General features: G+C 65.2%; 14 protein-coding genes and 4 tRNA genes. 12 read left to right on the top strand and 6 right to left on the bottom strand.

What is annotated here, in order from left to right:
- From NP3_RS49170 to NP3_RS17765, 9 genes are all read left to right on the top strand, one after another.
- Window positions 1-710, top strand: a 710-nt coding sequence (locus NP3_RS49170; protein WP_373864763.1) for a hypothetical protein, incomplete at its 5' end; no start/stop codon positions are given.
- Window positions 695-1759: a hypothetical protein gene (locus NP3_RS17800; RefSeq protein WP_063042718.1), complete on the top strand. Its 1065-nt coding sequence runs from the start codon at window positions 695-697 to the stop codon at window positions 1757-1759. The genes NP3_RS49170 and NP3_RS17800, both read left to right, overlap by 16 nt.
- A gap of 411 nt (window positions 1760-2170) precedes the next feature.
- A complete protein-coding gene (locus NP3_RS17795; RefSeq protein ID WP_063042715.1) occupies window positions 2171-2656 on the top strand; it encodes a hypothetical protein in 486 nt (161 codons plus the stop codon).
- A gap of 8 nt (window positions 2657-2664) precedes the next feature.
- Window positions 2665-4386 (top strand): asparagine synthetase B family protein, encoded by a 1722-nt coding sequence (locus tag NP3_RS17790; RefSeq protein ID WP_063042713.1) that lies wholly within the window; start codon window positions 2665-2667, stop codon window positions 4384-4386.
- Between the two features lie 24 nt (window positions 4387-4410).
- Entirely contained in the window at window positions 4411-5142 is a 732-nt protein-coding gene (locus NP3_RS17785; protein ID WP_063042711.1) for a hypothetical protein, read from the top strand.
- A gap of 278 nt (window positions 5143-5420) precedes the next feature.
- Window positions 5421-5496: transfer RNA gene (locus tag NP3_RS17780), tRNA-Glu, on the top strand.
- A gap of 18 nt (window positions 5497-5514) precedes the next feature.
- A tRNA-Phe gene (locus NP3_RS17775) sits at window positions 5515-5587 on the top strand.
- Window positions 5588-5591: 4 nt separating this feature from the next.
- Window positions 5592-5664, top strand: a tRNA-Asp gene (locus NP3_RS17770).
- 4 nt (window positions 5665-5668) lie between these two features.
- Window positions 5669-5744 (top strand) — tRNA-Lys (locus tag NP3_RS17765).
- Window positions 5745-5774: 30 nt separating this feature from the next.
- On the opposite strand, the gene NP3_RS17760 is transcribed toward NP3_RS17765, so the two are convergent.
- On the bottom strand, window positions 5775-6344 hold the full coding sequence (locus NP3_RS17760; protein ID WP_063042709.1) for a TetR/AcrR family transcriptional regulator: 570 nt from the start codon (window positions 6342-6344) through the stop codon (window positions 5775-5777).
- Window positions 6345-6470: 126 nt separating this feature from the next.
- Between NP3_RS17760 and NP3_RS17755 the strand changes: the two genes are divergently transcribed.
- Window positions 6471-7979: an MFS transporter gene (locus tag NP3_RS17755; protein WP_245720990.1), complete on the top strand. Its 1509-nt coding sequence runs from the start codon at window positions 6471-6473 to the stop codon at window positions 7977-7979.
- Between the two features lie 41 nt (window positions 7980-8020).
- Here the strand turns inward: NP3_RS17755 and hsaB are convergent, their stop codons facing one another.
- From hsaB to hsaA, 4 genes are all read right to left on the bottom strand, one after another.
- Window positions 8021-8596, bottom strand: a complete 576-nt coding sequence (gene hsaB / locus NP3_RS17750) for a 3-hydroxy-9,10-secoandrosta-1,3,5(10)-triene-9,17-dione monooxygenase reductase subunit (protein ID WP_063042724.1) — start codon at window positions 8594-8596, stop codon at window positions 8021-8023.
- A 151-nt stretch (window positions 8597-8747) separates the two neighbouring features.
- Window positions 8748-9653 (bottom strand): iron-dependent extradiol dioxygenase HsaC, encoded by a 906-nt coding sequence (hsaC, locus tag NP3_RS17745; protein ID WP_063042705.1) that lies wholly within the window; start codon window positions 9651-9653, stop codon window positions 8748-8750.
- The gene (hsaD, locus tag NP3_RS17740; RefSeq protein WP_063042703.1) at window positions 9653-10531 is read right to left on the bottom strand and encodes a 4,5:9,10-diseco-3-hydroxy-5,9,17-trioxoandrosta-1(10),2-diene-4-oate hydrolase; all 879 of its coding nucleotides are present in this window, start codon (window positions 10529-10531) and stop codon (window positions 9653-9655) included. The genes hsaC and hsaD overlap by 1 nt, the downstream gene beginning before the upstream one ends.
- A gap of 2 nt (window positions 10532-10533) precedes the next feature.
- Complete coding sequence (hsaA, locus tag NP3_RS17735; protein ID WP_063042701.1) at window positions 10534-11697, bottom strand: 3-hydroxy-9,10-secoandrosta-1,3,5(10)-triene-9,17-dione monooxygenase oxygenase subunit; 1164 nt, start codon at window positions 11695-11697, stop codon at window positions 10534-10536.
- Between the two features lie 198 nt (window positions 11698-11895).
- On the opposite strand from hsaA, the gene NP3_RS17730 reads away from it, so the two are divergent.
- Together NP3_RS17730 and NP3_RS17725 are read left to right on the top strand one after the other, a co-directional pair.
- On the top strand, window positions 11896-13134 hold the full coding sequence (locus tag NP3_RS17730) for a 3-ketosteroid-9-alpha-monooxygenase, oxygenase component (protein ID WP_373864762.1): 1239 nt from the start codon (window positions 11896-11898) through the stop codon (window positions 13132-13134).
- Window positions 13134-13463, top strand: a complete 330-nt coding sequence (locus NP3_RS17725) for a hypothetical protein (RefSeq protein ID WP_084508664.1) — start codon at window positions 13134-13136, stop codon at window positions 13461-13463. Before NP3_RS17730 ends, NP3_RS17725 begins: the two co-directional genes overlap by 1 nt.
- Here the strand turns inward: NP3_RS17725 and NP3_RS17720 are convergent, their stop codons facing one another.
- Complete coding sequence (locus tag NP3_RS17720; protein ID WP_063042697.1) at window positions 13464-13874, bottom strand: cupin domain-containing protein; 411 nt, start codon at window positions 13872-13874, stop codon at window positions 13464-13466.
- Between the last annotated feature and the right edge of the window lie 155 nt (window positions 13875-14029).

The following is a 14029-nucleotide window of genomic DNA, read 5'->3' as shown; positions in this document are numbered from 1 at the left end:
CATCGCCTGCGGTGGTGATCCCCTTCGGCGTATTGATTCTGGTGCTGGCCATCGTCGGAATCGGCGCGGCAAAGCCCTGGTTCCTGAGCCGCGCCACAGTTCGAATGCCGGGGCTATACAGCAACTTTCGTCGCGATGTGGTCGGTCGGTGGATATCGGTTTACGGCAGCCCGCCGCCAGGATCGGTCGACGAGGGACAGGTGTGGCCACCGGCCGTGGACCGGCCGCGCTTCGCGGTGTTGTGCCTGGATCGCAGCGTGCTCGCCTGCCTTGCCGCCAACAATGTGTCGCAGACCTGGTCTATAGCATTGTCCGACCGCATCGATCAGCTACCGCCGGATGTGCCGGTGATCGTGTTGCACGATGCGAGCCTGCCCGGCATCGCGCTTGCCGGGAAGGCTCGCGTCGCGCTCGGGAGCCGGGCCGTGGTTGTCGGCCTGTCGCCGCGGGCGGTATTGGCCAATGCGTCGACGCTGCGTCTGCGGGATCCGCGCCCGCAACCGCAGGACACCGAATTCCTGCATGGGGAACCGCTGTCGGCCGCGGAGATCGAATGGCTCTGCCAGGGTTGGTGGTCGCCGATCGCCGCGATTCCACCCGCGAAGCTGCTCATGGTGCTGGAACGGGCGGTCGAGCGGATCGAGGATGCGGCCGATCCGGATCGCCGCGCCGCCCGCGAGGTAGGTTTCCTCACGTGGCCGACCCGGTGAAGCAGCACGTGCTCGATCGGCTGCTCCACATCGCGGCCGAGCGCGCCGCCGCCCCGAGCGGCATCCGATTCACCGAGCGTCAGCTCTATTACGAGCTCTGCCGCGTATTTACGCCGCCGCATCGAGCGTCGCGCCGGTTCGCCTTCACAGTCCCCGCACCTCTGAGCTACGCCACATTCCGCACGGCTCTCGACCGCCAAGAGTTCCCGGGCCTACTGACACCGACTCCACCCCGAACCACGCGCGCCGGACTCCACACCCCCGAACCCGACCTCTTCGACTACGGCCTGCCCCGCCTACTCGTCTGCGAGTCCGACGCGATCGCGCAAATGCTGCGCGCCAACGGATTACCCATGGAATCCGCCTGCCCGGTCCTCAACGCGTCCGAACTCCCCCTCGACCCCGGCATCGCCGAAATGCTCGCCCGAGTCGACGGCACCATCTACCTCCTGCACGACGCAAGCCCCCACGGCCTCACCTTCCCGGCCCGGCTGGCAGACCTGACCGAGATTCCGGAGGGCGTACGAGTAGTCCCGCTGGGCCTGCGCCCCCGTCAAGCAGGCACCTTGCACCTGACCCACCTCCGCGGCGCGATGTCGAGTGCCGTTGCCGCGCAGATCGATCCGCGGGAGCGCGAAGCGTTGCACCGCTCGGAGTCGAGTGCTCAGATCGCGTCCATGGATTCGCTGGGTCGTGCGGAGTTGCACGACCCTGAGTCGAGTGCTGAAACGGCGCAGGTCCGATCGAGCGAGCGCCAAATCTCGGCCTCGAGTGCTCGGGCGACGCAAGTGGATTCGCGTGCGCGCGACGTGCCGCGCCCGGTGCCGCGTGCTCTGGGCCCGGTGCCGCATGCTCTGGCTGCGCAGCTGGATTCATGGGAACGCGCGTGGCTGCGCCGCGGCCGGTTCGTCGAAATCGAAGCGGTGCGCCCGGCATCGCTACTGCGCACCGTGCACCGCCTCGTCCGCGAGGTTCGCCCACCCCGCACCGGCCTGCCCGAATTCCGCCGCGCCCGAACCACGGGCTTCATGACCTGGCCCGCCGCATGAGGTCTCGCGATGCCGTGCCCAAGCCGCGCGCAATGCTGACCGAGGTCGATCGCTGCAAGCGCCTGGCCGCTGCCTCGCCGCGGCATCGAACTGGATGCGATCGGCCCGGCTCCGCTGCCAGGCACCGAGTACCTCCTCGCCGCAGAAGGTTGCCCATCCCGAACCGGTCGCAGCGACCTACGCAGTGCCTGGACGGCGCGCGTCCTGACTTCGGCCCGCCGCATGAGATTCCAACGCACCACGCGGGAGCTGGGCACATGGGCAGCGGCCGCGTGGCTGCCGAACGGGATGCCATCCATTCGGCGTCGCTGCTGTGCGCCACCTGGCCCGTGAGGCGAACACTCGACCCATCTGCGCTGTGCCCGGGACACGGGCTTTCTGACTTGGCCCGCTGCGTGAAAGGGAATTGTTGTGCCGGAGCATCGGCAGATTACGTATACCGACGAGTTGCTTGCTGACGGGTCCGTGCATCGGCGGTATGCCGATGGGCGACAAGAGTGGCGGACGCGTGGTGCGCAGGGGGTGGTCTCCTGGCGCGATGATCGGGGTAACTCGGGGACCGATGAGGGGCTCGGGCCGAAGATCGTGAAGCGTACGTACCGCAACGGATCCGTGGTTTATGGCAGGGAGGCGGGGTTCGGGCGGACGCTCTGGGGTGACGGCGCGTTGACCGTCAATCGGTCCTCGTTCGGTGGTCGGCTCGGCGGCATCCTGGCTGCGGTGGCGGGCGGTGCGCTGCTCGGCGCACTGGTCATGCCGCCGAGTGCGATGAGTGCCGAGGAAGAGGAGGAGTTGCGCCGCCAGGCGGCCGCGCAGTCGTCCGGTTCCAGCGACGGGGGCGGCGATTACGGCGGTTGGGATGATGACGGCGGGGACGACGGCGGCGATTTCGGCTGAGGGAAAAGATGTCTCGTTGGTGTGCATTCCTGACGCCGGACGATCCGGCCGGGCAGGTGCGGGCGGTCGGCGGCGATCCGGTGTCGGTGACCGGTCGTTATGCGCTGGGGTTACTCGATGGTCCGGGCATTGCGTCAGATCCCTGCATTGTTGGTGAGCTGACGGCCGTAGGTGAGGTCACGCTGTTCAACGCGGCACAGCTGCGCGCCCGACTCGGCACGGACGCACCGCCGGACTGCGCCGACGCTGAACTGCTGTTGCACTGCTATGCCCGTCTGGGGCTCGACGGAATCGCCGCCGCCGATGGCATGTTCGCACTCGCCATCGCCGACGGCGACGACCTGGTATTGATCCGCGATCACGTCGGCACCCGCACGCTATTCCACGCACGCGCGGGCAAAGGCTGGGCCGCATCCACGTCGCTACGCGCATTGCACCGATGGCCCAGCCTGCGGACCGGTCTGCATCTACCCGCGGTTCGCTCCTTCCTCACCTTCGCCTACCTGCCGGGAACCGAGACGCTGCTGCGTGGCATCCACGAGGTCCTGCCTGGACGCTGTGTCCGGCTACACGGCGACGGCTCGATGACCGAGGAAACCTACTGGGAGCCGATGGAAGTCGAGGACACTCGATCGGCCGCCGACCACGCACTCGAACTCCGCGAACTACTCGAGGACGCGGTCGCCCGACGACTGCCCGCGGGCGAGCCGGTCGGGGTGCTGCTCTCCGGCGGCATCGACAGCAGTCTGGTCACCGCTCTCGCCGCCAAACTGCACGATCAGCGTGTGCGCTCGTATTCCATCAGCTTCGGCGGGACCACGCCGAACGAACTCGCGTACTCCGGACTCGTTGCCACACATTGCAATACCGAACATCGAGTGCTCACCGTGCCAGGTGAAACGGTCGCGTCGCGATTGGCGGAGACTGTGTCGCTACTCGACTGCCCGGTCGGCGACCCACTTACCGTACCCAACCTGATGCTTGCGGAAGCCGTTGCCGCAGATGGCATTCGGGTCGTGCTCAACGGCGAGGGCGGCGATCCGGTCTTCGGCGGCCCGAAGAACCTGCCGATGCTGATCTTCGAACTATCGCGCGACGACCCGTCTCCGGAGGCGAGAGCGCTGGCCTATCTGGACAGCTACCGCAAGTGCTACAGCGACCTGCCGGTGCTACTCAGCACCGACGTCCTGACCGCACTGGCAGACGCGCCGCCACTGACCGACCTGCTCTCGCCCTACCTGCGACAGGGCCGGATGACCAGCCTGCTGAACCAACTGCTGCACACCAACCTGCGCACCAAAGGCGCGCATCACATCCTCACCAAGGTCGAACGACTCACCGCCGCAAGCGGTTTGGAAGGCCGCGCGCCGTTGTTCGACCGCGCCGTCATCGACCACGCCTTCCGCGTCCCCGGCCGGTTCAAGCTGGCCGGTACCAGCGAAAAGTGGATTCTCAAACAGGCTGTGCGCGATCTACTTCCGGCGACCATCGTGGACCGCCCGAAGAGCGGTATGCGAGTTCCGGTGCAGCAGTGGCTCTCCGGGCCGCTGCGCGATCTCGGACACGACCTGCTGCTCGGCTCGTCCGCACGCGCGCGCGGCCTGTTCCGTGCGGACACCATCCGCTCGTGGCTGCGCGGCGACGGTGCGCTGCTGCCGCGGCAAGGCGGCAAGTTGTGGCTGGTGCTGTCGTTGGAGCTGTGGTTGCGGTCCTTCGAAGTCGGGCCGTAAGCCGTACGTTGAGGTAGGAGCCGCATGTCCGATCCCCGAATCAAACACCACGCGGACGACGAGAACGAGATCCACGACCTTGCCGAATTCGTCGACGCGGGACGCAATGTCGTCACGCCCGTCGCGCAATTTCCCGCGGAGGTCGCCGCGGTCGTCGTACAGGCCTTCGCCCAGATCGTCCGGAATGCGAAGGCGAGCCGCGCCGCGACCGTCCCCGACGCGGACGGCATCATCCGCTCGCAGACCTTCGAAGAGGGCGACGTCTACATGATCGAGTCGCCCTTCGACGGCTTCTTCGCCGACCGCTACATCATGGATTTCTACAATGCCGAGGAACGCGGCATCTGCTCACGCATGCATCTGCACACCGGCCTGCGTTTCGTCCGCATGATGACCGGTCCGGACACCCATATCCGGGTGAGCAGCCTCTCGCCGTTCCGTGTAACCGACGTCGAAGGAGTTACGCCCTTCGCGCCCAAGCAATTCGAGGACGATCTACCCGACACCCCACCCGGTCTGCACCGCACCAGATACAACCTGATCGTACCGCCCTGCTCCTTCGTCGATATGCAGATCCCCCGCGGCGTGAGCCATCAGTTCAATGCCATCGGCCCCCACGCCGTCATCGACTCGGTCCATCCGGAAGAGTCCATCGAGGTCTTCCGCGAACGGATGTCCGGGTTCAAGATGATGGCCCAAACCGTCTTCCTCGCAGAGGAATTGCCCGATGCCGACACCTGCACGTCGCTCACATAGCGGACTCCACGACCAATTCGGGCAGGAGTGGCCGATTTAATTCGGTTGCGATCGTGCGGGGCCGTGCTTATGTTTGGGTACACCGAAGTTGAAGGGAAGGACCCGGCAATGACCACCAAGGCGAAATTCGATGAGCGTCCGCGCTTGTTCGATGCTGCCTTGGAAAGTGCTCTGTCCCAGAGTCTTTCGTTCGATGAGCCTGGTGGTCCATGACATAGATCTCTTGTGTCGCAGGGCCGCACCAGGCAAATGCCGGGGAGCGGCCCTTCTGCTTTTTCGGCGCAGTTGCTCTGTTGGTATGGGCAACCTGACTTTCATTCAGGGACCGCGTCGGTTCGATTCCGATCTGCGTCACAACATTTTTCGTTCCACGGTTTCTCAGCTCAGTTGGCAGAGCGCTCGGTTGAAGCCCGAGGTGTCGAAGGTTCGAATCCTTCAGAAACCACGATGGCCTCGTGCTCTGTTGGTCGAGCACTCTGATTGTCGATCAGAACGACGCGGGTTCGATTCCCGTCGAGGTCGCGATGCGCCTGTAGCTCAGTTGGTAGAGCTGCGGACTTTTAATCCGAAGGTCGTAGGTTCGAGCCCTACCGGGCGCACCACCGTCGACGCCTCGGCCTTCCGCCACGCGCTCACTTCGGCGGGCGCATACCGTCCAGCGTCACATCGAGCATGCGACCGGCGGCCTCGGGAACCGTTTCGCAGGCGACCCCGATGCCGTGGCCGAACCTGAGTAGATCCCGCGGCTCGATATCGTGACGGATATCGCCGGAATCCTGTGCGGCATGCAGCAGCGCGGCCGCCGCATCCGTGATCAACGTTCGACACAGGGTGAAGGTCGGTGAGCCCTTGTCCATCCCGGCCTTCATCGTGGTCGCGAGGCTGCGATTGTCCATCACCCACTGCACCTGTTCGCGCAGCCATGTTTCGAAAGCCACAGCAGCCGAATGGGTTTCGAGCAGCTCGTGCGCACGGGCGCTCAATTGTTCGATGCTGGAACGGTATACGGTTTCGACCAGCACCTCGCGGCTGGGAAAGTGCCGGTAGAGCGTGCCGATGCCGACCCCGGCGCGGCGGGCGATCTCTTCCAGCGGGGCGTCGGGACCTTGCTCGGCGAATGCCTCCTGAGCGGATGTGATGATCCGCTCGTAGTTGCGCCGGGCGTCCGCGCGCATCGGCCGTCCTGTCGACGGTGCTGCCATGTTCCCTCCACTGGAAAACGGAAGGACCCTCCAGATAGGCTTGCGTAACTGGAGGAACCCTCCATATGATAGCTCCATCGGAAGCGGAGGCTCCCTCCGTTTGAGTCCCATTCGATGGAGCGTTCTTTGTCCACCACCATGTCCGCGGACACCCGTGTGCCCGCAATCTCCAGTGCCGGTCGTCTTCGATCCGGCATTGTGCTGGTCACGCTGCTGACCTGCCAATTGATGATCATCCTCGACATCACCGTGATGAATGTGGCGCTGCCGCGCATCCGCACCGACCTGCACTTCAGCACGACCAACCTGTCCTGGGTGATGAACGCCTACACCCTGGTCTTCGGCGGTCTACTGCTGCTCGGCGGCCGCGCCGGTGATCTGTTCGGCCGTCGCAACCTGTTCATCGCCGGTACGGCACTGTTCACCCTGGCCTCGCTGGCGGGCGGGCTGGCGCCATCGGCCACCTGGCTGCTCGTCGCCCGTGTTGTGCAGGGCATCGGCGGGGCCATGGCCGGTCCGAGCACCCTGGCGCTGCTGACCACCACATTCAGTGAACCCAAGGCCCGGATGCGGGTGCTCGCATTGTTTTCCGGCATGTCCAGTGCGGGCTTCGCGATCGGTCTGATCGTTGGCGGTCTGCTGACCGAATGGCTGACCTGGCGTTCCGCGCTGTTCATCAATGTGCCCTTCGGACTGGCCGTTGTAGTGCTGGCGCTGCGTTATCTGCCGGATGCTGGGTTGGATTTGCGGCGCTCGCGGGTCTCTCCGTGGTCACGCTCCGCTGCCTCCTCCGAGCCCGTCGCTCCCGCCGCAGGGCGTCAGCCCGCCCGCCTCGACCTGCCCGGTGCGGTCACCGCGACCGGCGGCGTCGCCGCCCTGGTCTACGGCTTCATCAGCGCCGCATCACACGGCTGGAGCGATGCGGGCACCGATATCTGGCTGGCTGTCGGCGCGGCCTTGATCATCGCCTTCCTGACCATCGAGGCGCGCACGGCCCAGCCCCTGCTGCCGCTGCGACTGTTCGTCGATCGCAATCGCGCCGCGGCCTACGCCAATATGTTCCTCGGCCCGATGGCCGGTATGTCGATGTTCTTCTTCCTCACCCAGTACCTGCAGGAAGTGCGCGGATTGAGCGCGCTGGCAACGGGTTTCGCCTTCATGCCGACCGCGCTGATGATGTTCACCATGATCCGGCTGATCCCGCGGCTGCTGCCGCGCTTCGGTCCGAAACCGGTGACGGTAATCGGCACGCTGCTGATGGCGGCCGGTTTGGTGCTGCTGACCCGGCTGACGGTCGACACCGACTACTTCCCGATGCTGTTCATCGCCATGATCCTGATGGGAAGCGGTATCGGCCTCGCCTTTTCACCGCTCAATGTGATCATCATGTCGAGCGTTGCGCCGACCGAAGCCGGTGCCGCGGGCGGCGCGCTGCAGACCCTGCAGCAGACCGGCGCCTCGCTCGGCCTCGCCATTCTGGTCACCATCTTCGGCACCGCCGCCCGTGATGCCGGAGGTTCGGCACACCACGCCCTGGTCGGCGGCATCACGACCGCCTTCGCCGGTGCCGTGGTCATCGCCGCGCTGACCTTCGTCGTCGCCCTCACCTTCCGCAGCACGCGTACTGCGGAGTGAGATATGGCCCCGCCCATGCGATTCCGGGCGGGGCCATATTTTCAGAGCCAGGTGTCCAGCGTTGTCGTGGTGAGGAAATGCTCCAGGTCGTGCCGCCAGGGAGCCGGGACGGTCTTATCCGGTTCGATGGCGGTGTACTGGCCGCGGTAGAACAACAGCGGCCTGCCGGAGCTGGTCGACTCCGACAGGGCCAGCACCCGGCCGATCACGATGTAGTGATCGCCGCCGTCGACGACGCTGTCCACCTTGCACTGGATGGTGGCCAAGGCGTCGTCCAGGAGCGGGAGCTCCAGTTCCGAGGTGTGCCACTTGGTTTCGGCGAACTTATCGGGTTCGCGGGAACCGAAGCGGGCACACAGTTGCCGCTGTTCCTCAGCGAGGACGTTCACACAGAAGCTCCCCGACTGTTCGATCGCCGCCCAAGACCGGGAGGTCTTGGTCGGGCAGAACAGCACGAGGGGTGGGTCAAGTGACAGGGCGGCAAAGGATTGGCAGGCGAACCCGATCGGGGCCGCGTCGGCATCGAAGGTGGTGATCACGGTGATGCCGGTACAGAACTGCCCCAATACATTTCGGAACTGTCGCCCGTCGATCGCCGGATATTCGTCGGTCGTCATGGTCTCCCCGCTCGCCCTGTCGAGCATTACTTCGTAATGCGATGCAGCTGTGTTGTTCGGTTCACTCGCTGACGCTCGCTCACGCCTCCGCTTCGCTCCGGCGCGAGCGAGAGCTCGGCTGTGTTGGATTGTTCGCTCGCAAGCTCGCTCATCATGGCTGCCGCTGTCCAACCGTGAAGTCGTGACCCCACAGGCTGACTGCGGTGGATTCCCGCGCGATCCAGTCGGCGTCGTCGACTTCCAGACCCTCACAACCGAATTCGACGTCGAAGCCGCCGGGTGTCTTCATATAGAAGGACAGCATTTTGTCGTTGACATGCCGACCGAGCGTCGCCGACATCTTCACCTTCTTGCGCAGCGCGCGATCCAGGCAGAGCCCGACATCGTCGGAGCCCTCCACCTCGAGCATCAGGTGCACGATGCCGCTCGGGGTCGGCATGGGCAGGAAGGCCAGCGAGTGGTGGCGCGGGTTGCAGCCGAAGAAGCGCAGCCAGGCCGGTTCGCCGTCGGCGGGCCGCCCGACCATCTGCGGTGGCAGCCGCATCGAATCGCGCAGCCGGAAGCCGAGTACATCGCGGTAGAAGGTCAGCGCCGCCGCATCGTCTTTGGTGCTGAGCACCACATGGCCGAGTCCCTGTTCGCCCGTGACGAATCGATGTCCGTACGGGCTGACCACGCGCCGATGTTCCAGTGCCGCACCGTGAAACGCCTCAAGGGTATTGCCCGAGGGATCCTCGAACGAGATCAGCTCGTAGACCCGGCGATCGGCCTTCTCCTGTGCGGTGCCCTCCTTGAACGGCACCCCGGCCGCATCCAGCCGGTCCCGAATATCCTGCAGTTCAGCGGCATTGGCCGTCTCCCAGCCGGAGACCTGCAGCTGATCCTGCTCGCCCGGCGAGATGACGAGCCGAGCCGGGAAGTCGTCCATGCGCAGATACAGCGCCTCGGGATTGCTGCCCTTGCCCTCGACCATGCCGAGCACCTTGAGCCCGTATTCGCGCCAGGCCGCCATATCGGTGGCCTCGATGCGCAGATACGCCAGTGATCGAATGCCCATCACTTCTCCTTCACACCGGCAAGGAAATCCGTTGCCAGCCGGTTGAATTCGTCGAACTTCTCCAGCTGGGCCCAGTGCCCGCAACCACCGAAAACGTGCAGCTGCACCCGTGGAATCATCTTCGTCGCGACCAGCGCGCCGTCGAGTGGATTCACCCGATCTTCCCGGCCCCAGATGAGCAGCACCGGCTGGCGCAGCTTATAGGCGTCGCGCCAGATCATGCCCTGCTCGAAATCGGCTCCGGCGAAGGACTTTCCCATCGCCCTGGTCGCGGCCAGCGCCTCGGGCGTGCTCGCCGAGGCGAAGCGCTCATCGATCAGCTCGTCGGTGATCAGCGACTGATCGAAGACCATGATCCGCAGGAACGCCTCCAGGTTTTCCCTGGTCGGCTCGTAGTTGAACTTCGCGAGGTTCTTCACACCCTCGGTCGGATCCGGCGCGAACAGGTTGACGCTCAACCCGCCCGGACCCATCAGCACCAACTTGCCCGCCCGATCCGGATAGTCCAGCGCGAATCGCACCGCGGTACCGCCGCCGAGCGAATTGCCCAGCAGGTGTACGCGTCCGGTGACCTCCAGCGCATCGAGCAGATCCTTCAGCGCCGAGGCACTGTGCGCGAAGTACTGCGGATGCTCGGTCGGCTTGTCCGAGAGCCCGAATCCCGGCTGATCCACCGCGAGCACGTGGAACTCGCGTGCCAGCACCGGGATATTGCGGGCGAAGTTCGACCACGAGGAGGCGCCGGGCCCGCCGCCGTGCAGCAGCACGATCGTCGGGCCGTTGCCGACTCCGGCCTCGTGATAGTGCAGGCGCAGATCGGGCCGCGCCTGCGCGTATCGCGAGGTCGATTCGAAGGTGAGTTCGGTTGTCGCTGTCACGGCTAGACCATGCCGTCGGTAACCGGAAGCCCGAATTCGTGCGTGCCGTACATGACGTAGGCGCGTTCGGGATCATTGGCGGCGTGCACCCGCCCGGCGTGGGCGTCGCGCCAGAAGCGTTGCAGCGGAGTGCCGTTCGCGAGTGCGGTGGCGCCGGAGGCTTCGAAGAGCTTATCGATGGAGGCGATCGCCCGGCCGGTCGCGCGTACCTGGTCGCGGCGTGCTCGCACCCGCAGGTCGAACGGAATCTCCTTGCCCGCCACCAGCAGTGCGTATTCGTCGGCGACATTGCCGGACAGCTGACGCCAGGCCGCATCGATATCGCTGGAGGCTTCGGCGACCCGCACCTTGGTGAACGGATCTTCCTTGGCCTTCTCGCCCGCATAGGCCGCGCGCACCCGCTTGCCCTGATGTTCGACATGGGCGGCGTACGCGCCGTACGCCATACCGACGATCGGTGCGGAGATGGTCGTGGGATGGATTGTGCCCCAGGGCATCTTGTACACCGGATCGGTATTCTGCGCCAGGCCGGGGGACTTCAGCTCACTCATCGCGCGGAAGCTCAGGAACCGGTGCGACGGTACGAAAACGTCCTCCACCACAACGGTATTGGAGCCGGTGCCCCGCAGGCCGACCACATTCCACACGTCATCGATGCGGTAGTCGGTGCGCGGGATCAGGAAGCTGCCGAAGTCGACCGGCTTGCCGTCCTTGATCACCGGACCGCCGAGCACCGCCCAGGTGGCGTGATCCGAGCCCGAGGACCAGGCCCACGCCCCCTTGACGAGGTAGCCGCCGTCGACGACCGTGCCCGCGCCCATCGGGGCGTACGACGAGGAGATCCGGACCTCGTTGTCCTCGCCCCACACATCTTCCTGCGCCTGCTGGTCGAACAGTGCGAGGTGCCAGTTGTGCACGCCGACGATGCCCGCCACCCAGCCGGTGGAGCCGCATGCGCTGGCGAGCTTGCGAACCGTGTCGTAGAACACGACCGGATCGGCCGCGTGGCCGCCCCACTGCTTGGGCTGCAGCAGGCGGAAGAAGCCGGTCTCCTGCAGTGCCTTCATCGATTCGTCGGGGATGCGCCGCAGGTCCTCGGCTTCCTGTGCACGCTCGCGCAGCGTCGGCAACAGTGCTTCGACCCGTTCGGTCACTTCTTGCGTCATCGCGGGACCCGCTCCTGCCTGGTCGGATTGGTAACCGGTACTCATTTGCCTCTGAGACTAGAACAGGTTCTTATTTCTGTCGAGAACGGGTGACCATAAGGGGCATTCGTCACCGATTCGCAGGTGGTCGACGGAATCGCTGGCGTGGAACGCGACATTTTTGTAACGTGTTCTAGTACAGAAGGAGGAGGAATCGCGATGGCAGTTACCCCATTGGGGAGCGGTGCGAAGGGAAGGGGGACGGCAGGAGGCGCAGCCGACGGGGTGGGTAAGGTCCGCGAGCTCGATGTGGGCTCCGTGCCCACCCGATACGCGCGGGGATGGCATTGCCTCGGGTTGGCGAAGTCGTTCCGCGACGGCAAGCCGCACGCGGTCGAGGTGTTCGGAACCAAGCTCGTCGTCTGGGTCGACAGCAATGACGAACTCCGGGTGTTGGACGCCTACTGCAGGCATATGGGTGGCGACCTGAGCATGGGCGAGGTCAAAGACGGCGATATCGCCTGCCCGTTCCACGACTGGCGCTGGTCGGGCACCAGTGGCAAATGCACCGCGATTCCCTATGCGCGGCGCGTGCCGCCGCTGGCGCGGACCCGCAAGTGGACCACGCTCGAGCGCAACGGACAGCTTTTCGTCTGGCACGACGTCGAGGGCAGCCAGCCGCCGCCGGAGGTCACCATTCCGCACATCGTCGGGCCCTATACCGACGCGGATGGCAACCCGAGCGAAGAGCTCGACAGCGGGTGGACCGAATGGACCTGGAACTCCCTGCTGATCGAGGGCGCGAACTGCCGCGAGATCATCGACAACGTGGTGGATATGGCCCACTTCTTCTATATCCACTTCGCCTTCCCGACGTACTTCAAGAATGTCTTCGAGGGGCATATCGCCACCCAGTTCCTGGAGACCAAGGGTCGTCCCGATATCGGCATGGCCTCCAAGTATGGCGGCGACACCCTGCTGAAGTCGGAGGCGTCGTACTTCGGGCCCTCCTACATGATCAATCCGCTGGTCAATATTTACAGCGGATACGAGGTCAAGAGCGTCCTGATCAACTGCCACTACCCGGTGACGCAGGATTCGTTCGTGCTGCAGTGGGGTGTCTCGCTGGAGAAGCCGAAGGGCGTCGACGGCGAGATGGCCGATAAGTTGGCCGCGAAGATGACCGAGGGCATCAGCGTCGGGTTCCTGCAGGATGTCGAGATCTGGAAGCACAAGTCCAAGGTCGAGAATCCGCTGCTCTGCGAGGAGGACGGCCCCGTCTACCAGCTGCGCAGGTGGTACGACCAGTTCTATGTGGATCTGGCCGAGGTGACCGACAAGATGACCCAGCGCTTCGAATTCGAGGTGGATACCACCAAGGCGAATGAAGCGTGGGAGGCCGAGGTCGCCGAGAACCTGCGGCGCAAGCGGGAAACGGAAGCGGAAGCAGGCGTCTGATGGCGGCAACCTGGGCGAAAGCACCCGACTTCGCCGACCAACCGGCGCGGCGGGCCGCGGTGCAGGCCCAGACCGTGGTCGACAAGCAGCGCTATCTGGAGGAGGGACTGACGCCGCTGCGGTGTCAGTCATGCCAGAGCGAGGTGCTGGTGCGCAAGAGTTCGTCGCACCAGACCTCGGTGCAGTGGACCGAGAATCCGGCCGCGCGCTGCCCGGTCTTCGCCAGGCTCAGCGCGCAGGGTTACGGGCCGGGACGTCCGGAAACCTGTGCGCAACTGGAGAAGACGATCAAATGGGCCGTCGACGAGGGTGTGCTGGAAATCGACTGATCAGTCGAGGGTGAAGTCGGCGAAGTCGAATCCCGGCGCAACGATGCAGCTGACCAGCACGTATTCATCGCCAGCCGGCCGCGCGGCCTGACTGACCCCGCCGGGCACCACGGCCTGCAGTACCTGACCGTGTTCGACATCGGGCCCGAGGACAACCTCCTCGCCCCCGATGTCGAGCACCAGCGCCCCGCCCCGATGCCACAACCACACCTCGTCGGAACGCACCGTATGCGGTGCCGACCGCTCACCAGGCATCAACAAGAAATAGATCGCGGTCCCGCTCGCTCGCGGCCCCGGGTACCCCTCGGGCGTGAATTCCACCGCACTACGCCAGGTTTGCCGATACCACCCACCCTCCGGATGCGGCTCCAAATCCAGTGCGACAGCCAGCGCCGGTCGGTCATCACTCATGCCCCGACTATGCCCGATCGACGGTTTTCTGGGAGCCAAGCCACTGATGCGGCTGACCGGTCACCGCAGCGATGCAGTCGAAGTCGTGATCGCGATGCAGCAAAGTCAGTCCGCGCAACTCGGCAGTGGCCGCGAGGACGAGATCGACCGGGCCC

This window comes from Nocardia pseudovaccinii NBRC 100343 (genome assembly GCF_001613225.1).
Lineage (GTDB): Bacteria > Actinomycetota > Actinomycetes > Mycobacteriales > Mycobacteriaceae > Nocardia > Nocardia pseudovaccinii.
Note: the sequence above shows the minus strand (reverse complement) of the source record. Positions and strands in the feature narration are given on the sequence as shown.